Here is a 13,894-nt window from a genome sequence, read left to right as displayed (position 1 = left end):
CGGTAGAACCTCCGCATGCAGCGCACCGCGGTCGTGACCGGAGCGGGATCGGGGCTGGGCCGGGTCATCGGCCGCGCCCTCCTGGAGGACGGCTGGGCGGTCGCCCTGGCGGGGCGGCGGCCCGAGCCGCTGGCGGAGACCGCCGAGGGGTTCGCCGACGCGCTCGCCGTACCCACGGACGTCGCCGACGAGGAGTCGGTCGCGGCGCTGTTCCGCGCGGCCGTCGGGGCGTGGGGCCGGGTGGACCTGCTGGTCAACAACGCCGGCACGTTCGGCCCCACGGGCACGCCCGACGAGATCGAGGTCGCCGCCTGGCGCGCGGCCGTCGACACCAACCTCACCGGCTCGTTCCTCTGCGCCCGGGCGGCGTTCGCGGTGATGCGCGAGCAGGACCCGCAGGGCGGCCGGATCATCAACAACGGCTCGATCTCGGCGCACGTCCCGCGTCCGGGCAGCGCGGCCTACACGGCCACCAAGCACGCGATCACCGGCCTGACCCGGTCGATCTCGCTCGACGGCCGCCCGTACGGCATCGCCTGCGGGCAGATCGACATCGGCAACGCGGCCACGGACATGACCGCGGGGATCGCCACGGGGGCCCGCCAGGCGGACGGGTCGGTGCGGCCGGAGCCGACCTTCGACGCCGGGCACGTCGCCGACGCCGTCCGCTACATGGCGAACCTCCCGCTCGAGGCGAACGTCCAGTTCCTCACCATCACGGCCACGACCATGCCGTTCATCGGGCGGGGCTGATCACACGGGGGACGATCACAAAGGCCGCCGTCCCGCATTAGGGTCGGTGCATATCCCCCTGAGAGGAGAACACGATGAAGACGCGGCTGAACTGCCCGTGCGGCGAGCAGATCCAGGGCACGGACGAGGACGACCTCGTCGCCAAGACCCAGGCCCACCTCAAGGAGAAGCACCCGGGCCACGAGTACTCGCGCGACGAGATCCTCTTCATCGCGTACTGAGGCTCAGTCGTCGGCCTGCCACGGGGCGAAGGGCGGCAGCGCACTGGCCCGACCGGTGAACTCCGCCGGCCGCTTCTCCAGGAACGCGCGCACGCCCTCCTTCCCGTCGGCGATCGACGTGTAGAACATCGCGAGCGAGTCGACGCGGTGCGCCTCGACCGGGTGCGGCGCCGCGCTGTTGCGGTACATCATCTGCCGCATCAGCGCCGTGGCCACCGGCGAGTGCCCGTCGACGAACTTCCGGGCGAGCGCGTACGCCGTGTCCAGCAGTTGGTCGGCGGGCACGACGGACCGGAGCAGGCCGCCGTCGAGCGCCTCCTGCGCGGTCAGGATGTCGGCCGAGTAGACCCACTCCAGCGCCCGGCTGATCCCGACGATCCGGGGCAGGAACCAGGTCGAAGCCGCCTCCGGCACGATCCCGAGCCGGCCGAACACGAAGCCGATCCGCGCGTTCTCCGAGGCCAGCCGCACGTCCATCGGCAGGGTCATGGTCGCCCCGATGCCCACCGCGGCACCGTTGATCGCGGCGATCACGGGCTTGGTGCAGCGGTAGACGGCGAGCGAGACCTGCCCGCCGGTGTCGCGCACGCCGCCGACGATCTCCGGGTCCTCGAAGCGCTCCTCGAGGTCCCGCAGCGTCGGCTGCTGCGACTCGTCGAGGCCGAACACGTTGCCCTCCGACGACAGGTCCATGCCCGCGCAGAACGCCCGGCCGGCCCCCGTCACGACGATCGCGCCCACCTCGTCGTCGGCGCTCGCCCGGTCGTAGGCCGCGATCAGCTCCTCCGCCATGGTCACGGTGAACGAGTTGAGCTTGTCCGGCCGGTTGAGGGTGAGCGTGAGGATGCCGTCGCGCACCGTGTAGTCGAGGGTCTCGTACGTCATGCCCCGATCATCCCTCTCCCGTGCGTGCCGACTGCCCCTCCAGGGGCAGTTGCCGCGCACGACCCCGGGCGACCTGCGGTAACACCACGGCGCGCCGGGGCGACACCGGCAACGTGACCGACAGCGCGCGCAGGCCCCACCGCCCTGGCCCGCTGGGTTGGGCGGGAGCGCTGTGCGTCGGCCTGGGCGTGGCCGCCGCCTACCTCGGGTTCGCCACGCTGACCTGGACCTCCACCGCGATCGCGGTGCTGCTGGTGGTGGTCGCGGCAGGGGTGCTGGCGCTGTCGGTGGTCGCGCAGCCGGGCCCGATGCGCGCCGCCGCGGTGCGGACGGGGCTCACCTGGGCCGCCTACGTCGCCGCCCTGTTCGGCTGGCGGGTGCCGGTGACGGGCCCGGACTTCGCGCTCGGCGGAGCGGTCGTCGCAGCGGTGCTGGTGGTCGCCGTGGCAGTGGTACGGCGGCGGCCCGGGACGGCCGGCGCGGTCCTGGCCGTGGCCGTGCTGGTCGGGCTCGCGCTCGCGATCGGAGTGGCCCTCCGGGAGCTCGCGCTCGGTGGGCCGGCGGGCGGCGCGGCGCTGGTCGTGGCCGGGTGTGCGGCGGCGGTGACCTACGTGGCGGTGACGCCCGTGCTCGGCCGTCGGTCGTCCGACGCCTGATCACACTGCCTGATCACGCCGTCCGGTGTGCGCCGCCTCGTGGCGGAGCGGCCAGGAACCGGTCGATCACCGGGGCCAGCTCGTGGGACTCGGTGAGCAGCGCCAGGTGCCCGCCGCGGTACACGTGCAGGTGCGAGTCGGGGATGCCACGGCGCAGGACCCGGGCGTTGACCAGCGGGATGATCGGGTCGTCGTCCCCGGAGACGATCAGCGTCCGCGCCGCGATCAGGCGCAGGACCGGTAGCGTGGTCCAGCCCGCGCCGGCGAGGAGCTGGTAGAGGTAGCCGCGCTCGTAGCCCGCGGGGTCGCCGTCGTCGGACGACTGCAGGAGGCGGGCGGCGCGCTCGGGGTGGGTGCGCATCGAGCCGCCGTAGATCTCACCGGCGACCTGCGCTGCGTACGCGGGGTCGCGGTAGCGCCGCGGGGTCAGCATCTTGCTCAGCACCGCGGGCCGCGCCGGCACCATCAGCGAACCGGTGCCGGTGGCCACGAGCACCAGGCGGCGGACCCGGTCCCGCCCGGTGAGCGCGGTCTGCTGGGCGAGCCCGCCGCCCCAGGAGTAGCCCAGGACGTCGACCTTCCCGTAGCCCAGCTCACGCACGAGCTTGCCGACGGTCAGCGCGAAGGTCGCCATGTGGTACGGCATCCGGGGCCGCGGCGACCCGCCGACGCCCGGAACGTCGAACCGGATCACCTCCAGCTCACGGGGCAGCGCCTCGACGAACGGCTCGAGCATCTCGAGGCGGGCGCCGATGCCGTTGAGCAGCAGTAACGGGGTCCGGGAGCCGTCGCCGCGACGGATCGCGACGCGGAGCGTGCGCCCTCCGACGGTGCGGGTGGACACCTCGCCGAGGGTGCCGGTCATGCGACCAGTCTGGCCGATCTCCGGCTCAGCGTCCCGCGGACATGGCCCTCACCACGAGTGCCTCGAGGATCTCCGGGCGGGACTCGGGTGCCCGGACCTCGACCACGACCTCGCCGTCCTCGCGGTGCACCGCGAACCGCACGAAGGCGCAGCCGGGGTCCGTCGTCAGCAGCCGGCGGGCGTCGGCCTCGACCTCGTCCGAGCCGTCGAACGCGAGCAGGAGCAGGCCCGGGGCCATGCGCTCGGCGTCGCGCAGGGCGTCGGCGAACAGGTCGTCGAGGGTGCGCGCCCTGGCCGGCGCGGTGGCGAGCATCGTCATGCTGATCCCAACGCCACCGCGCCCCCAGGTCATCCCGCGATGCGAACAGCGGTTCCGGTGCGGAGGCTCTCCGCGGCCGCGTCGGCGAGGACGAGCGCGGCCCGGCCGTCGGCGAAGCTCGGCGAGGGCGCGGTGCCGGACTCGACCGCCGTCAAAAAGTGGTCGAGCTCGAGGGCGTAGGCGGCGCTGTACCGCTCGAGGAAGAAGTTCTGGTACGGCGCGGCGGCCTCGCTCCGGTCCGGGCCGGCGTACCGCACGCTGGTCGGCAGCTGGTTCTGCGCGGTGAGCATGCCGGTGGCGCCGAACGCCTCCACACGCTGGTCGTAGCCGAACACGCAGCGCCGCGAGTTGGTGATCTGCGCGAGCGCCCCGTCGGCCGAGCGCAGCACCACCACGGCGGAGTCGATGTCCCCGGCCTCGGCGATGTACGGCTCGATCAGGTTGGCGCCCATGGCCTGCACCTCGACGACCTCGCCCAGCAGGAAGCGGGCCATGTCGAAGTCGTGGATCGTCATGTCGCGGAACAACCCGCCGGAGGTCTCGATGTACGCCTTCGGCGCCGGGGCGGGGTCGCGACTGGTGATCACGAGCTGCTCGAGACGGCCGATCTCACCCGCCGCGACCCGGTCGCGGATCTCGCGGAACGACGGGTCGAAGCGGCGGTTGAAGCCGACCATCACGGTCGGGGACAGCGCGCCGATCTCGGCCCAGCAGGCGTCGACGCGCGCGAGGTCGAGGTCGATCGGCTTCTCGCACATCACGGCCTTGCCGGCCTTAACCGCGGCGGTCAGCAGGTCGACGTGGGTGGGGGTCGGCGAGGCGACGATCACCGCGCCGACGGACTCGTCGGCCAGCACCGCGGCGACGTCCGAGCTCGCCTCGGCCTCGTACTGCCCCGCGAGCTCCTTGGCTGCCGCCTCCATCGGGTCGCACACCCACGCCAGCTCGGCCCGGGGGTGGGCGGCGACGGCGGCGGCGTGCACCCGCCCGATCCGTCCGCATCCGAACAGGGCCACTCGCAGCATGGGAGCTCCTTCGCACCGTCGCGCCGGTGGGCGCGGGGCGTGGTTTAGATCGATCTAAGCGATGCGGGGAGAAGTGTGGGGCCGAGCGTGGAGGTGCGTCAAGTCCCGGTGGCGGCAGACCGGTGGCCATCGGACCGCGCGACCACGAGCACGTCCGATGGTTCCTCGGACCGCTCCGCCACGACCGCCCCTGGGCTCGCGCGTCGACGCCCGGCACACCCGCTAGCGCGCGGCACAGCCGGCTGCGCCCTCCACACCCGTCGAGACCCGGCGGCCCGGGCTCGGCACACCCGGCGGGACCTGTCACACCTGTCGGGGCCCGCTGCAGCGGGTGTGCGGCGGCCGAGGGGGTGTGTGGCGGGGCCGAGAGGGTGTGTGGCGGGGCCGAGGGGGTGTGTGCCGGGGCCGAGAGGGTGTGTGGCGCGGAGCGGGTGGGCGGCGGAGCGGGTGTGCGGCCGCCTCAGCGGACGCGCCCCGGGGCCAGCAGCCCTCGTCACCGCCCTTCGAAGCCCCGCCCTTCGAAGCCCCGCCCTTCGAAGCCCCGCCCTTCGAAGCCCCGCCCTTCGAAGCCCCGCCCTTCGAAGCCCCGCCCTTCGAAGCCCCGCCCTTCGAAGCCCCGCCCCTCGGATTCCCGTCCCTGTGGATCCGCTCTCGGATCCCCGCTCCTTGATCCCGCCCCGCGCAGCCGAGCCGTTCACACCCCCGGCACCCCCGTCGTCCCCCGCACCACGAGGCGGGGGCGGAGGCGGATGCGGCGGGGGGCGGGTGTCTCCTCCCCCTCCACCCGCTCCAGCACGCAGCCGACGGCGAGGCGGGCGATCTCCGCTGCGTCCTGCGCGACCGTGGTGAGGTCGACGTGGGCGAGGCGCGAGAGCTGGCTGTCGTCGTAGCCGACCACCGAGACCCGGCCGGGCACGTCGACTCCCTGCCGGCGTAGGGCGTCGAGCACGCCGACGGCGCACTGGTCGTTGTTCGCGAGGATGGCGGTGGGCAGGTCCGGGAGCAGCTCCGACACCGCCGCGGCCCCGGAGACCTCCGTGTTGTCGCCGGGCAGGATCCGCACGGCCAGCCCGTGCCGGAGCATCGCGTCCCGGTAGCCCTGCCGGCGCTCCTCCGCGCCGGGCTGCTCGCCACCGTCGACGTGCACGATCGCCCGGTGCCCCAGCCCGACGAGGTGGTCGACCGCGGCCGCGACCCCCTCGTCGTCGGCGCTCTCCACGGCGTCGACCTGCGCGGAGCCCGCGCCGACCCGCCCGACGTCGACGACCGGTAGCCGCGCCGCGAGCCCCTCCAGCTCGGCCGGGCCGTATCGCCCCGCCAGCAGCACCAGCGCCTCGCAGCGCGACGCGAGCAGCGCCTCGACCGCCCGCTCCTGCCGCCGCACGGGCGAGACGGCGCCGAGCACGACCGTGTAGCCGCGCTCCTCGGCGGCCGGGTAGAGGCCGTCGAGCAGGTCGGCGTGGAAGGCGTCCCGCGCGGTGAAGACGACGCCGAGGAGCCGGCTGCGGCGCCGGCGCAGCACCTGGGCGGTGGGGTCGGGGACGTAGCCGAGCTCGGCCGCCGCGGCCCGCACGCGTTCGCGGGAAGCGGCGCTGGGCCCCCGCTCCTCGCGGATCACCAGGGAGGCGGTCGCCCGGGAGACCCCGGCCCGCGCCGCGACGTCCTTCAGCGTGGGGCGGCGGCCCGCCATCAGCGACCTCCCCCGGGACGGCTCGCGGCGACCCTACCCGGCAGGATCGAGTTCCTTGGCGAACCAGTGCTGGGCGTAGGGGTTGTCGTTGAAGGGCGGGACCTCGCGGTAGCCCGCCGACCGGTAGAGCGCGATCGCCTCGACGAGCGTCCCGTTCGTGTCGAGCCGCGTCGCACGCAGCCCGTGCACGCGCGCCCGCTCCTCGATCTCGGCCAGCAGCCGCCGGGCCAGACCGAGACCCCGCGCCGCGGGCGCGACCCACATGCGCTTGATCTCCGCGACGTCGGGACGGAACCGCACGCCGACGCACCCCACCGGCTCGCCGTCGAGCATCGCGACCAGGAACTCCCCCTTCGGCGGGGTGAACTCGGCGGCTCCGGCGGCCGGTCCGACCGTCGGGTCGAAGCCCCCGTCGAACCGTTCGGCGAGCTCGGTGGCGTAGGCGCGCAGGCAGTCCTGCGCCTCCGGTCGGGTCGGCGGCGTGACCGCGACCCGCACCGTGGAGGCGACGAGCAGGCGCTCGACCTCGGCCGTCGCGGCGATCAGCCGGTCGCGCTGCCGGGGGTTCAGCGGCTCGAGGATCGACGCGGCCAGCGCGTCCGACCGGCGGTCGAGCTCGACCCGCTCCACCCGCCCGGCCGCGGTGAGCCGCGCGCGCCGCACCCGCCCGTCGGTCGCGTCGGCGTCGACGGTGACGAGCCCCGCCGCCTCCAGCGCCCGCAGCATCCGGGAGAGGTAGCCCGAGTCGAGGCCGAGCCGGGCGCGCAGGTCCCGCACCTCTGCCCCGTCCGGGCCGATCTCCCAGAGCAGCCGCGCCTGGCCGAGCGGCCGATCGCGACCGAGGTAGCCCTCCTCGAGCGCGCCGACCCGGCGCACGACCGCCCGGTGGAACCGGCGTACCGCAGCGACCTCGTCCATACCTCTGACTCTAGTCAGAAATCAGGGACAGCTCACCGTCGTTCAGCGTCAGCCGGGCCCGCCCTCCGGCCCGGAGCTCCTCGGCGAGCAGCAGCCGCGCCAGCCGCCGCTCCACCTCGCGCGCGACGACCCGGCGCAGCGGCCGCGCCCCGTACTCGGGCCGGTGGCCGATCTCGGCCAGCCTGTCGAGCGCCTCCGGCTCCACCACGAGCTCGACGCCCTGCGCCGCCAGCCGCGCCCGGGTGCCGGCCAGCATCATCTCGGCGATCTCGCGGATCTCGGCCCGGTCGAGGGCCTCGAACAGCACGACGTCGTCGATCCGATTGAGGAACTCCGGCCGCAGGTGCCGCCGCACCGCGAACATCAGCTGCTCCCGGATGGACTCCACCGGCCGGCCCGCCGCGGCCGCCGCGAGGATCTCCTCCGCGCCGAGGTTGCTGGTCATCACGATGATGCTGTGCCGGAAGTCGACGGTGCGGCCGCGGGCGTCGGTGAGCCGGCCTGCGTCGAGCACCTGCAACAGCGTGGCGACGACGTCCGCGTGCGCCTTCTCGACCTCGTCGAGCAGCACCACCGTGTACGGGTCGCGGCGCACCGGCTCGGTCAGCTGGCCGGCCTCGTCGTGCCCGATGTACCCCGGCGGCGCGCCGATCAGCCTCGTCGCGGCCGCACGCTCGGCGTACTCGCTCATGTCGAGCCGGACCATGCGCTCGTCGGAGCCGAAGAGCGCGGCGGCCAGGGCGCGGGCCAGCTCGGTCTTGCCGACGCCCGTCGGGCCGAGGAACAGGAAGGAGCCCGACGGCCGGTCGGGGCTCGCCAGCCCGGCCCGCGCGCTGCGGACCGCGTCGGCGACGGCCTCGACCGCCCGGTGCTGCCCGACGACCCGGCGGTGCAGGTGCTCCTCCAGGTCCAGCAGGCGCCTCCGCTCGGAGGTGGTGAGGTCGGCGACCGGGATGCCGGTCCGGTCGGCGACGACCTCGGCGACCTCGCGCGCGGTGATCTCGGCGCGATCGCGCGGCCCGTTCTCCAGGACCAGCCGCTCGAGCTCGCGGTCGAGCATCGCGACGCGCTCGGAGTCCCCGGCGTCGGCGGCGACCTCGCGGGCCCGGACCAGCTCCTCGACGCGGTGGTCCGGCTGGTCGGAGCGGCCGCGCATCCCGGACCGCGCGGCCGCGCGGTCGATCAGGTCCACGGCCTTGTCCGGCAGGTACCGGTCCCGCAGGTACCGCACGGAGAGGGCGACGGCGGCGTCGATCGCGGCGTCGGTGATCCGGACCCGGTGGTGCTCCTCGTACTTCGGCCGCAGCCCGCGCAGGATCTCCGCGGTGGCCTCGGGCGTCGGCTCCGGCACCCGGACGACCTCGAAGCGGCGGTCCAGCGCGGCGTCGCGCTCGATGTACCGGCGGTGGTCCTCGGGCGTGGTCGCGCCGACGAGCTGCAGGTCGCCACGGGCGAGCGCGGGCTTGAGGATGCTGGCCGCGTCCATGGCCTGGTCCTGCGCGGAGCCGGCCCCGACCACCAGGTGCAGCTCGTCGACGAACACCACCAGCGAGCGCCCGGCCGCCACGATCTCGTCGATCACCGCGGTGAGCCGCTCCTCGAACTCGCCGCGGTACTTCGTCCCGGCGACCATCCCGGCCAGGTCGAGCGCGACGACCCGGACGTCCCGGAGCGCCACCGGCACCCGGCCGGCCGCGACCCGCTGCGCCAGCCCCTCGACGATCGCCGTCTTGCCCGTGCCCGGCTCGCCGACCAGCACGGGGTTGTTCTTCGTGCGGCGCGCCAGCACCTCGACGACCTGGGCGATCTCGGCGTCCCGCCCGACGACCGGGTCCAGCCGGCCGGCCCGCGCCTCCGCGGTCAGGTCGCGGCCGTGCCGGTCCAGCCGCCGCGTCGAGGTCCGCCGGGGACGCTCGGGACCGCGCTGCTGCGCGCGGGGCTCGTCCTCCCGGTCGTCGTCGGGGAAGCCGAGGCCGTTGACGAGCCCGCGCAGCAGGTCCTCCAACGGGCCGAGCCCGCCACCGAACGGGTCCTGGGGTTGGGGCATCGCGCGCGACCTCCGGCTCGGCGACGTGTCCCTCCGTTGTACCCGCGCGGCCGCCGTCTCAGGCAGGTCCGCCGAGGCGGACCGGCAGCTCCGTCACCCCGCGGACCAGCGTGCTGCGCCGGTGGGTGAGGTCCGAGGCGGCCAGGGCCATGTCCGGACGCGCGGTGAACAGGCTGCGCAGCGCCACCTCGCCCTCGATCCGGGCCAGCGGGGCACCCAGGCAGTGGTGCAGGCCGTAGCCGAAGGCGAGGTGCCCGCGGTCGTCGCGGCTCACGTCGAGCCGGGCGGCGTCGGCGAACCGGGCGTCGTCGCGGTTGGCCGCGGCGATCCCCAGCATGACGACGGCGCCCTCCGGGATCGTCGTCCCCGCGACCTCGACGTCCTCGGCGGCGAACCGGACCGGCGCGTTGGTGACCGGCGAGTCCCAGCGCAGGAACTCCTCGACGGCGTTCGGCCACAGGTCCGGCTTGTCCGCCAGGATCTCGCGCTGCTCGGGGTGGGTGAGCAGACCGAGGACGCCGTTGCCGATCAGGTTGACGGTGGTCTCGTGGCCGGCGATGAGCAGCAGCATCGCCATGGCGACGAGCTCCTCCTGCGACAGCGCGTCCCCGTCCTCGTCCGAGACCTGGGTGAGCGCGCTGAGCAGGGCGTCGTCCGGCTCGGTGCGCTTGCGGTCGATCAGCCCCGCCAGGTACTCCGACAGCTTCTGCGAGGCGGCGAACTTCTCGTCCTGGGGCGACTCGTCGATCATCGTCGACGACCAGCGGCCGAAGTTGTCGCGGTCCTCCGCCGGCACCCCGAGCAGCTCGCAGATCACCCGGACCGGCAGCAGGAAGGCGTAGTGCGCCATCAGGTCCACGGTGCCGTCGGCGGGCAGGTCGGCCAGCAGGTCGTCGGCGATCTCCTGCACGCGGGGGCGCAGCCCGGCCATCCGCCGCGCGGTGAACGAGCGGCTGACGAGCTTGCGCAGCCGGGTGTGGTCCGGCGGGTCCAGCAGCAGCATCATCGGCGTGGGGGCGGCCGGCATCGCGGCGCGCTGGTCGGCCGGCAGGGTGTAGCGCCAGTCCTTGGAGAACCGCGCGTCGACGAACGCGGCCCGCGCGTCCTCGTACCGCGCGATGATCCACATCGGGCCGTCGGGCAGGTCGAGCCTGCGCACCGGCTCGTCCGCGCGTAGCTCGGCGTAGGCCGGGTAGGGATCGCTCCAGAACGGCCCGTCGAAGAGCTCGAGGCCGGAGGTGGTGGTCGGCGCCATACACCCCATCGTGCCGCAAGAAGTCAGCGCGCGCTTACAAGCGTGACGGAGACACCTGCTCCGGCCGGACGGCGACGTCCGCGGGCACCGGAGTCCCCGTCACGACGGCCGCGCCGAGCGCGGCCAGGGCGGGCGCCGACTCGATCCCGGAACCGCCCTGACCGGCGAAGAAGTGGAACCCGGGGAACTCCGGACGAGGTCCGACGACCGGGTCCCGGTCCGGAGCGAAGGTCCGCAGGCCCGCCCACGACGTGCGCACCGAGCGCAGGCCGAGGTGCAGCGCGTCCTCGACCCGCTCGAGGGCGAGGGCGACGTCGAGCTCGTCCGGACGGGCGTCGCCGGGCTCGGCGGGCGTCTCGTCGCCGGGCGAGAGCAGCAGGGTCTCGCCCTCCGGCTTGCAGTAGAAGCGCTCGGCGGCGTCGATCAGCATCGGCATGCCCGCGGGCAGCGCGCACGGGGAGATCGCGATCGTGCGGCGGTACGGGGTGAGGCCCGCTTTCGGCACCCCGGCGAAGGCGGCGACGACGTCCGCCCACGACCCGGCGGCGTCGACGACGTCGGGCGCGGTCCACGTGCCCGCCTGGGTCTCGACCCGCCACCTGTCGCCGGTCTGCGCGATCGCGGTGACCCGGGCGCCCTGCACGACCCGGCCACCCCGGCGGCGCAGCCCGCGGACGTAGGCGCCGTGCAGGCCGATGGCGTCGGCGTCCGCGGCCGACTCGGTGATCGCGCCCGTGCGCACGTTCCGCAGACCGGGGCAGGCCTTCGCGGTCTCGGCACCGGTCAGGGCGTGGGGACCGTCGGGTTCGGTCGCCCACTCGGCCAGGAGTTGCCGCAGCGCGCGCTCGCCGTCCTCGTCGGACGCCGCCCAGACGACGGTCAGCGGCCGCAGGAAGGGGGGCGCCTCCAGCTCCTCGGCGAGCGCGGCGAAGCGCGGCGCGCTCGCGCGGATGAGCGCGCGGAACACGGCGGTGCCGTGGCCGGGGATGTAGGTCGCCGCCGAGCGGCCGGTCGAGTGCACCGCCAGCGACGACTCGGCCTCCAGCAGCAGGACCGAGCGGTGCGCGGCGATCTCGTAGGCCACCGAGGCACCGGCGATCCCGCCGCCGATCACGATCACGTCCGGGGAGCCGTCCACACAAGTCACCGTAATTCGGTCGCGCCGGGCGGGAGGTGTCCCTAGGGTTTCGGCCATGGACCTCATCACCCTGTGAGACGGCGCGGCGGTTCTCCGCTCCGAGGCCGCCACCCGTTCCCGGCGCATCTCCGCGCCCACCGGTTCCTGTCCGTCCGGGCCGCCCCGCAGTGGCCGGACGTCCTCCCTCCTCGGATCGCGCGCGTGTCGCGGTCCGCGATCCCCGGACCCGCCCGTCGCTCGTGCGTCGAGCGTCGCCAGGCGTGATCCACGGGAGGACGCGCACACCGTCCCTCGGGGCGGCCCCTCATCTCCTCCAGGAGGTCCTCGTGCGAGTACGTGACACCAGCCAGACCCCGACCCAGCCCGCCAACCGCGCCGCCCGCCGTGCCGCCGCCCGCGGGAAGACCCCGCAGGCCACCGGCGCGCCGCGCACCCTCGCCCGGATCGGCCGGGCGAGCACCACCCCGGTGCACTTCCGCACCGACTTCGCCGCACGTCGCAGCGGCTGAGACCGTGGCGGGGCCGGCCACTCCTGGGCGCCGGCCCCGCCGCAACCCACCCGTGGGGGGATCGCCGGAGGGGAGCGGGACCGCTCGAGCGGCCCGCTCCCCTCCCATCGACCGGCCCGTCCCCGCGAGTCGGCAGTTCCGGCACCGCGAGTCGGCACTTCTGACACCGCGAGTCGGCACTTCTGACACCGCGAGTCGGCACTTCTGACACCGCGAGTCGGCACTTCTGACACCGCGAGTCGGCAGTTCTGACACCGCGAGTCGCGAGCTCCAGCACCGCGAGTCGACAGCTCCCGGAGATCGGGCCGCAGCGCGTGGAACCGATCCTTCCCCACCCGTCGCACCATGATCACCGCAACCGGAACGCAGTCCGCGCTGAACGCTGCTCCCGCCCCACTCCCGACGATCACCACCTCGGCGCGGGTCCGTCGCACCGACGGAAGGCGCAGGGCTACGGGACGAGGATCCCGCTGACCGCGACCTCGACCGTCATCAGCCCGGTGACGTCGCTGCGTCGGACGTTGAAGCCGCCGTACGGGCCGGCCATCCACAGCAGCATCGAGCTCGCCCCGGTGAAGACGTCCTGACCGCCGAACTGGCCCTGCAGGCTCATGACGAAGTACTGGGAGCCGGCGATGAGGCCCGGCGGCCCGTTCGCGTGCAACGTCGCCTGGACGACCTGACCCGGCGGTACCGAGACCCGGACCGACGCCTGCGTCGCGGCGAGCGTCTGGCTCCCGGGCACGTAGACTGCGAGGTTCGCGTAGGTGCCGGGCTGGCCGGGCCAATTGTTCATCGAAAGCTGGAACGGGGTGCCCTGCGCGGTCAACGACTGTCCCGGCAACACTGCTGCCTCCTCGCGCGGCTCGGCCCGCCGCGGGAGAAGAGGACCTTCGATCGTCGCGTGATACGGCAGGCCCCTCAGGTCGCCTAGGCTCGGGACGTGGCAGACGTCTGGTGGGCCCGCCCCGTCGACCCCTCGTCGGCGCCGCAGCTCGTCGCGCTGCTCGACGCCCACGAGCGCACCCGGCTCGCCGCCTTCCGCCGCCCCGTCGACCAGGCCCGCTACCTCGCCGCGCACGCCCTCACCCGGCTCCTGCTCGGAGCGCGCCTCGGCACCGACCCCGCGGGGATCGCACTCGACCGGACCTGCCGCTGCGGCAAGCCCCACGGCAAGCCACGCCTGGCCACCGGCGCCGCGCCCGCCTTCTCGCTGACCCACTCCGGGGACTTCGTGGGCGTCGCGCTGAGCGACGACGGACCCGTCGGCCTCGACGTCGAGGAGGTCCGCGCCCTCTCCGACCTCGACCGCCTCGCCGAGCACGCCCTCTCCCCCGTCGAGCGCACCCGCCCGCCGGCCGACGCCCGGGCGTTCCTCACCATCTGGACCCGCAAGGAAGCGCTGCTCAAGGCCACCGGCGAGGGTCTCGCGAGCCCCATGGACGCGATCACCCTCGGCCCGACGGGTGCCGTCGAGGCCTGGACGGACGGGCCCGGCGCGGCCTGGGTCGTCGACCTCGCGGCGGGCCCGGACCATCCGGCCGCGCTGGCCGGACTCGGCGCCGTCGCCCCCGAGGTCCGGGTCCACGACGGCGCCGCCCTGCTGCGCTGAG

Annotated in this window: 15 protein-coding genes; 5 read left to right on the top strand and 10 right to left on the bottom strand. The window is 74.7% G+C overall.

Annotated features, from left to right (window positions below; all coding sequences use genetic code 11):
- Window positions 1-15: 15 nt before the first annotated feature.
- Window positions 16-753 (top strand): SDR family oxidoreductase, encoded by a 738-nt coding sequence (locus ACQP04_RS15610; RefSeq protein WP_433507754.1) that lies wholly within the window; start codon window positions 16-18, stop codon window positions 751-753.
- Window positions 754-827: 74 nt separating this feature from the next.
- The gene (locus ACQP04_RS15605; protein WP_063739802.1) at window positions 828-974 is read left to right on the top strand and encodes a DUF1059 domain-containing protein; all 147 of its coding nucleotides are present in this window, start codon (window positions 828-830) and stop codon (window positions 972-974) included.
- 3 nt (window positions 975-977) lie between these two features.
- Here the strand turns inward: ACQP04_RS15605 and ACQP04_RS15600 are convergent, their stop codons facing one another.
- A complete protein-coding gene (locus tag ACQP04_RS15600; protein WP_433507753.1) occupies window positions 978-1,859 on the bottom strand; it encodes a crotonase/enoyl-CoA hydratase family protein in 882 nt (293 codons plus the stop codon).
- Between the two features lie 113 nt (window positions 1,860-1,972).
- Between ACQP04_RS15600 and ACQP04_RS15595 the strand changes: the two genes are divergently transcribed.
- On the top strand, window positions 1,973-2,515 hold the full coding sequence (locus ACQP04_RS15595; protein WP_433507752.1) for a hypothetical protein: 543 nt from the start codon (window positions 1,973-1,975) through the stop codon (window positions 2,513-2,515).
- A 13-nt stretch (window positions 2,516-2,528) separates the two neighbouring features.
- On the opposite strand, the gene phaZ is transcribed toward ACQP04_RS15595, so the two are convergent.
- The 8 genes from phaZ to ACQP04_RS15555 all read right to left on the bottom strand — a co-directional run bounded on the left by phaZ (window position 2,529) and on the right by ACQP04_RS15555 (window position 11,772).
- Complete coding sequence (gene phaZ, locus ACQP04_RS15590) at window positions 2,529-3,380, bottom strand: poly(3-hydroxyalkanoate) depolymerase (protein WP_433507751.1); 852 nt, start codon at window positions 3,378-3,380, stop codon at window positions 2,529-2,531.
- Between the two features lie 25 nt (window positions 3,381-3,405).
- Window positions 3,406-3,699: a hypothetical protein gene (locus ACQP04_RS15585; protein WP_433507750.1), complete on the bottom strand. Its 294-nt coding sequence runs from the start codon at window positions 3,697-3,699 to the stop codon at window positions 3,406-3,408.
- A 29-nt stretch (window positions 3,700-3,728) separates the two neighbouring features.
- Window positions 3,729-4,724, bottom strand: coding sequence for an inositol 2-dehydrogenase (gene iolG, locus ACQP04_RS15580; RefSeq protein ID WP_433507749.1), 996 nt, complete (start codon window positions 4,722-4,724; stop codon window positions 3,729-3,731).
- Window positions 4,725-5,418: 694 nt separating this feature from the next.
- On the bottom strand, window positions 5,419-6,414 hold the full coding sequence (locus ACQP04_RS15575) for a LacI family DNA-binding transcriptional regulator (RefSeq protein ID WP_433507748.1): 996 nt from the start codon (window positions 6,412-6,414) through the stop codon (window positions 5,419-5,421).
- 33 nt (window positions 6,415-6,447) lie between these two features.
- Window positions 6,448-7,332 carry a bifunctional helix-turn-helix transcriptional regulator/GNAT family N-acetyltransferase gene (locus ACQP04_RS15570; protein WP_433507747.1) on the bottom strand — a complete coding sequence of 295 codons (885 nt, stop codon included), beginning with the start codon at window positions 7,330-7,332 and terminating at the stop codon, window positions 6,448-6,450.
- Between the two features lie 10 nt (window positions 7,333-7,342).
- Window positions 7,343-9,379: an ATP-dependent Clp protease ATP-binding subunit gene (locus ACQP04_RS15565; RefSeq protein WP_433507746.1), complete on the bottom strand. Its 2,037-nt coding sequence runs from the start codon at window positions 9,377-9,379 to the stop codon at window positions 7,343-7,345.
- 58 nt (window positions 9,380-9,437) lie between these two features.
- Window positions 9,438-10,634, bottom strand: a complete 1,197-nt coding sequence (locus tag ACQP04_RS15560; protein WP_433507745.1) for a cytochrome P450 family protein — start codon at window positions 10,632-10,634, stop codon at window positions 9,438-9,440.
- Between the two features lie 34 nt (window positions 10,635-10,668).
- The gene (locus ACQP04_RS15555) at window positions 10,669-11,772 is read right to left on the bottom strand and encodes an NAD(P)/FAD-dependent oxidoreductase (protein WP_433507744.1); all 1,104 of its coding nucleotides are present in this window, start codon (window positions 11,770-11,772) and stop codon (window positions 10,669-10,671) included.
- 326 nt (window positions 11,773-12,098) lie between these two features.
- Here ACQP04_RS15555 and ACQP04_RS15550 point away from each other — a divergent pair, with 326 nt between their 5' ends.
- Entirely contained in the window at window positions 12,099-12,281 is a 183-nt protein-coding gene (locus tag ACQP04_RS15550) for a hypothetical protein (RefSeq protein ID WP_433507743.1), read from the top strand.
- A gap of 451 nt (window positions 12,282-12,732) precedes the next feature.
- Here ACQP04_RS15550 and ACQP04_RS15545 read toward each other — a convergent pair whose 3' ends face one another.
- Window positions 12,733-13,077 (bottom strand): hypothetical protein, encoded by a 345-nt coding sequence (locus tag ACQP04_RS15545; RefSeq protein WP_433507742.1) that lies wholly within the window; start codon window positions 13,075-13,077, stop codon window positions 12,733-12,735.
- A 147-nt stretch (window positions 13,078-13,224) separates the two neighbouring features.
- On the opposite strand from ACQP04_RS15545, the gene ACQP04_RS15540 reads away from it, so the two are divergent.
- A complete protein-coding gene (locus tag ACQP04_RS15540) occupies window positions 13,225-13,893 on the top strand; it encodes a 4'-phosphopantetheinyl transferase family protein (RefSeq protein WP_433507741.1) in 669 nt (222 codons plus the stop codon).
- The last annotated feature ends 1 nt before the right edge of the window (window position 13,894 follow it).

The organism is Pseudonocardia halophobica, assembly GCF_050948485.1.
Classification (GTDB): Bacteria; Actinomycetota; Actinomycetes; order Mycobacteriales; family Pseudonocardiaceae; genus Pseudonocardia; species Pseudonocardia halophobica.
This window is presented reverse-complemented; position numbering and strand designations above follow the sequence as displayed.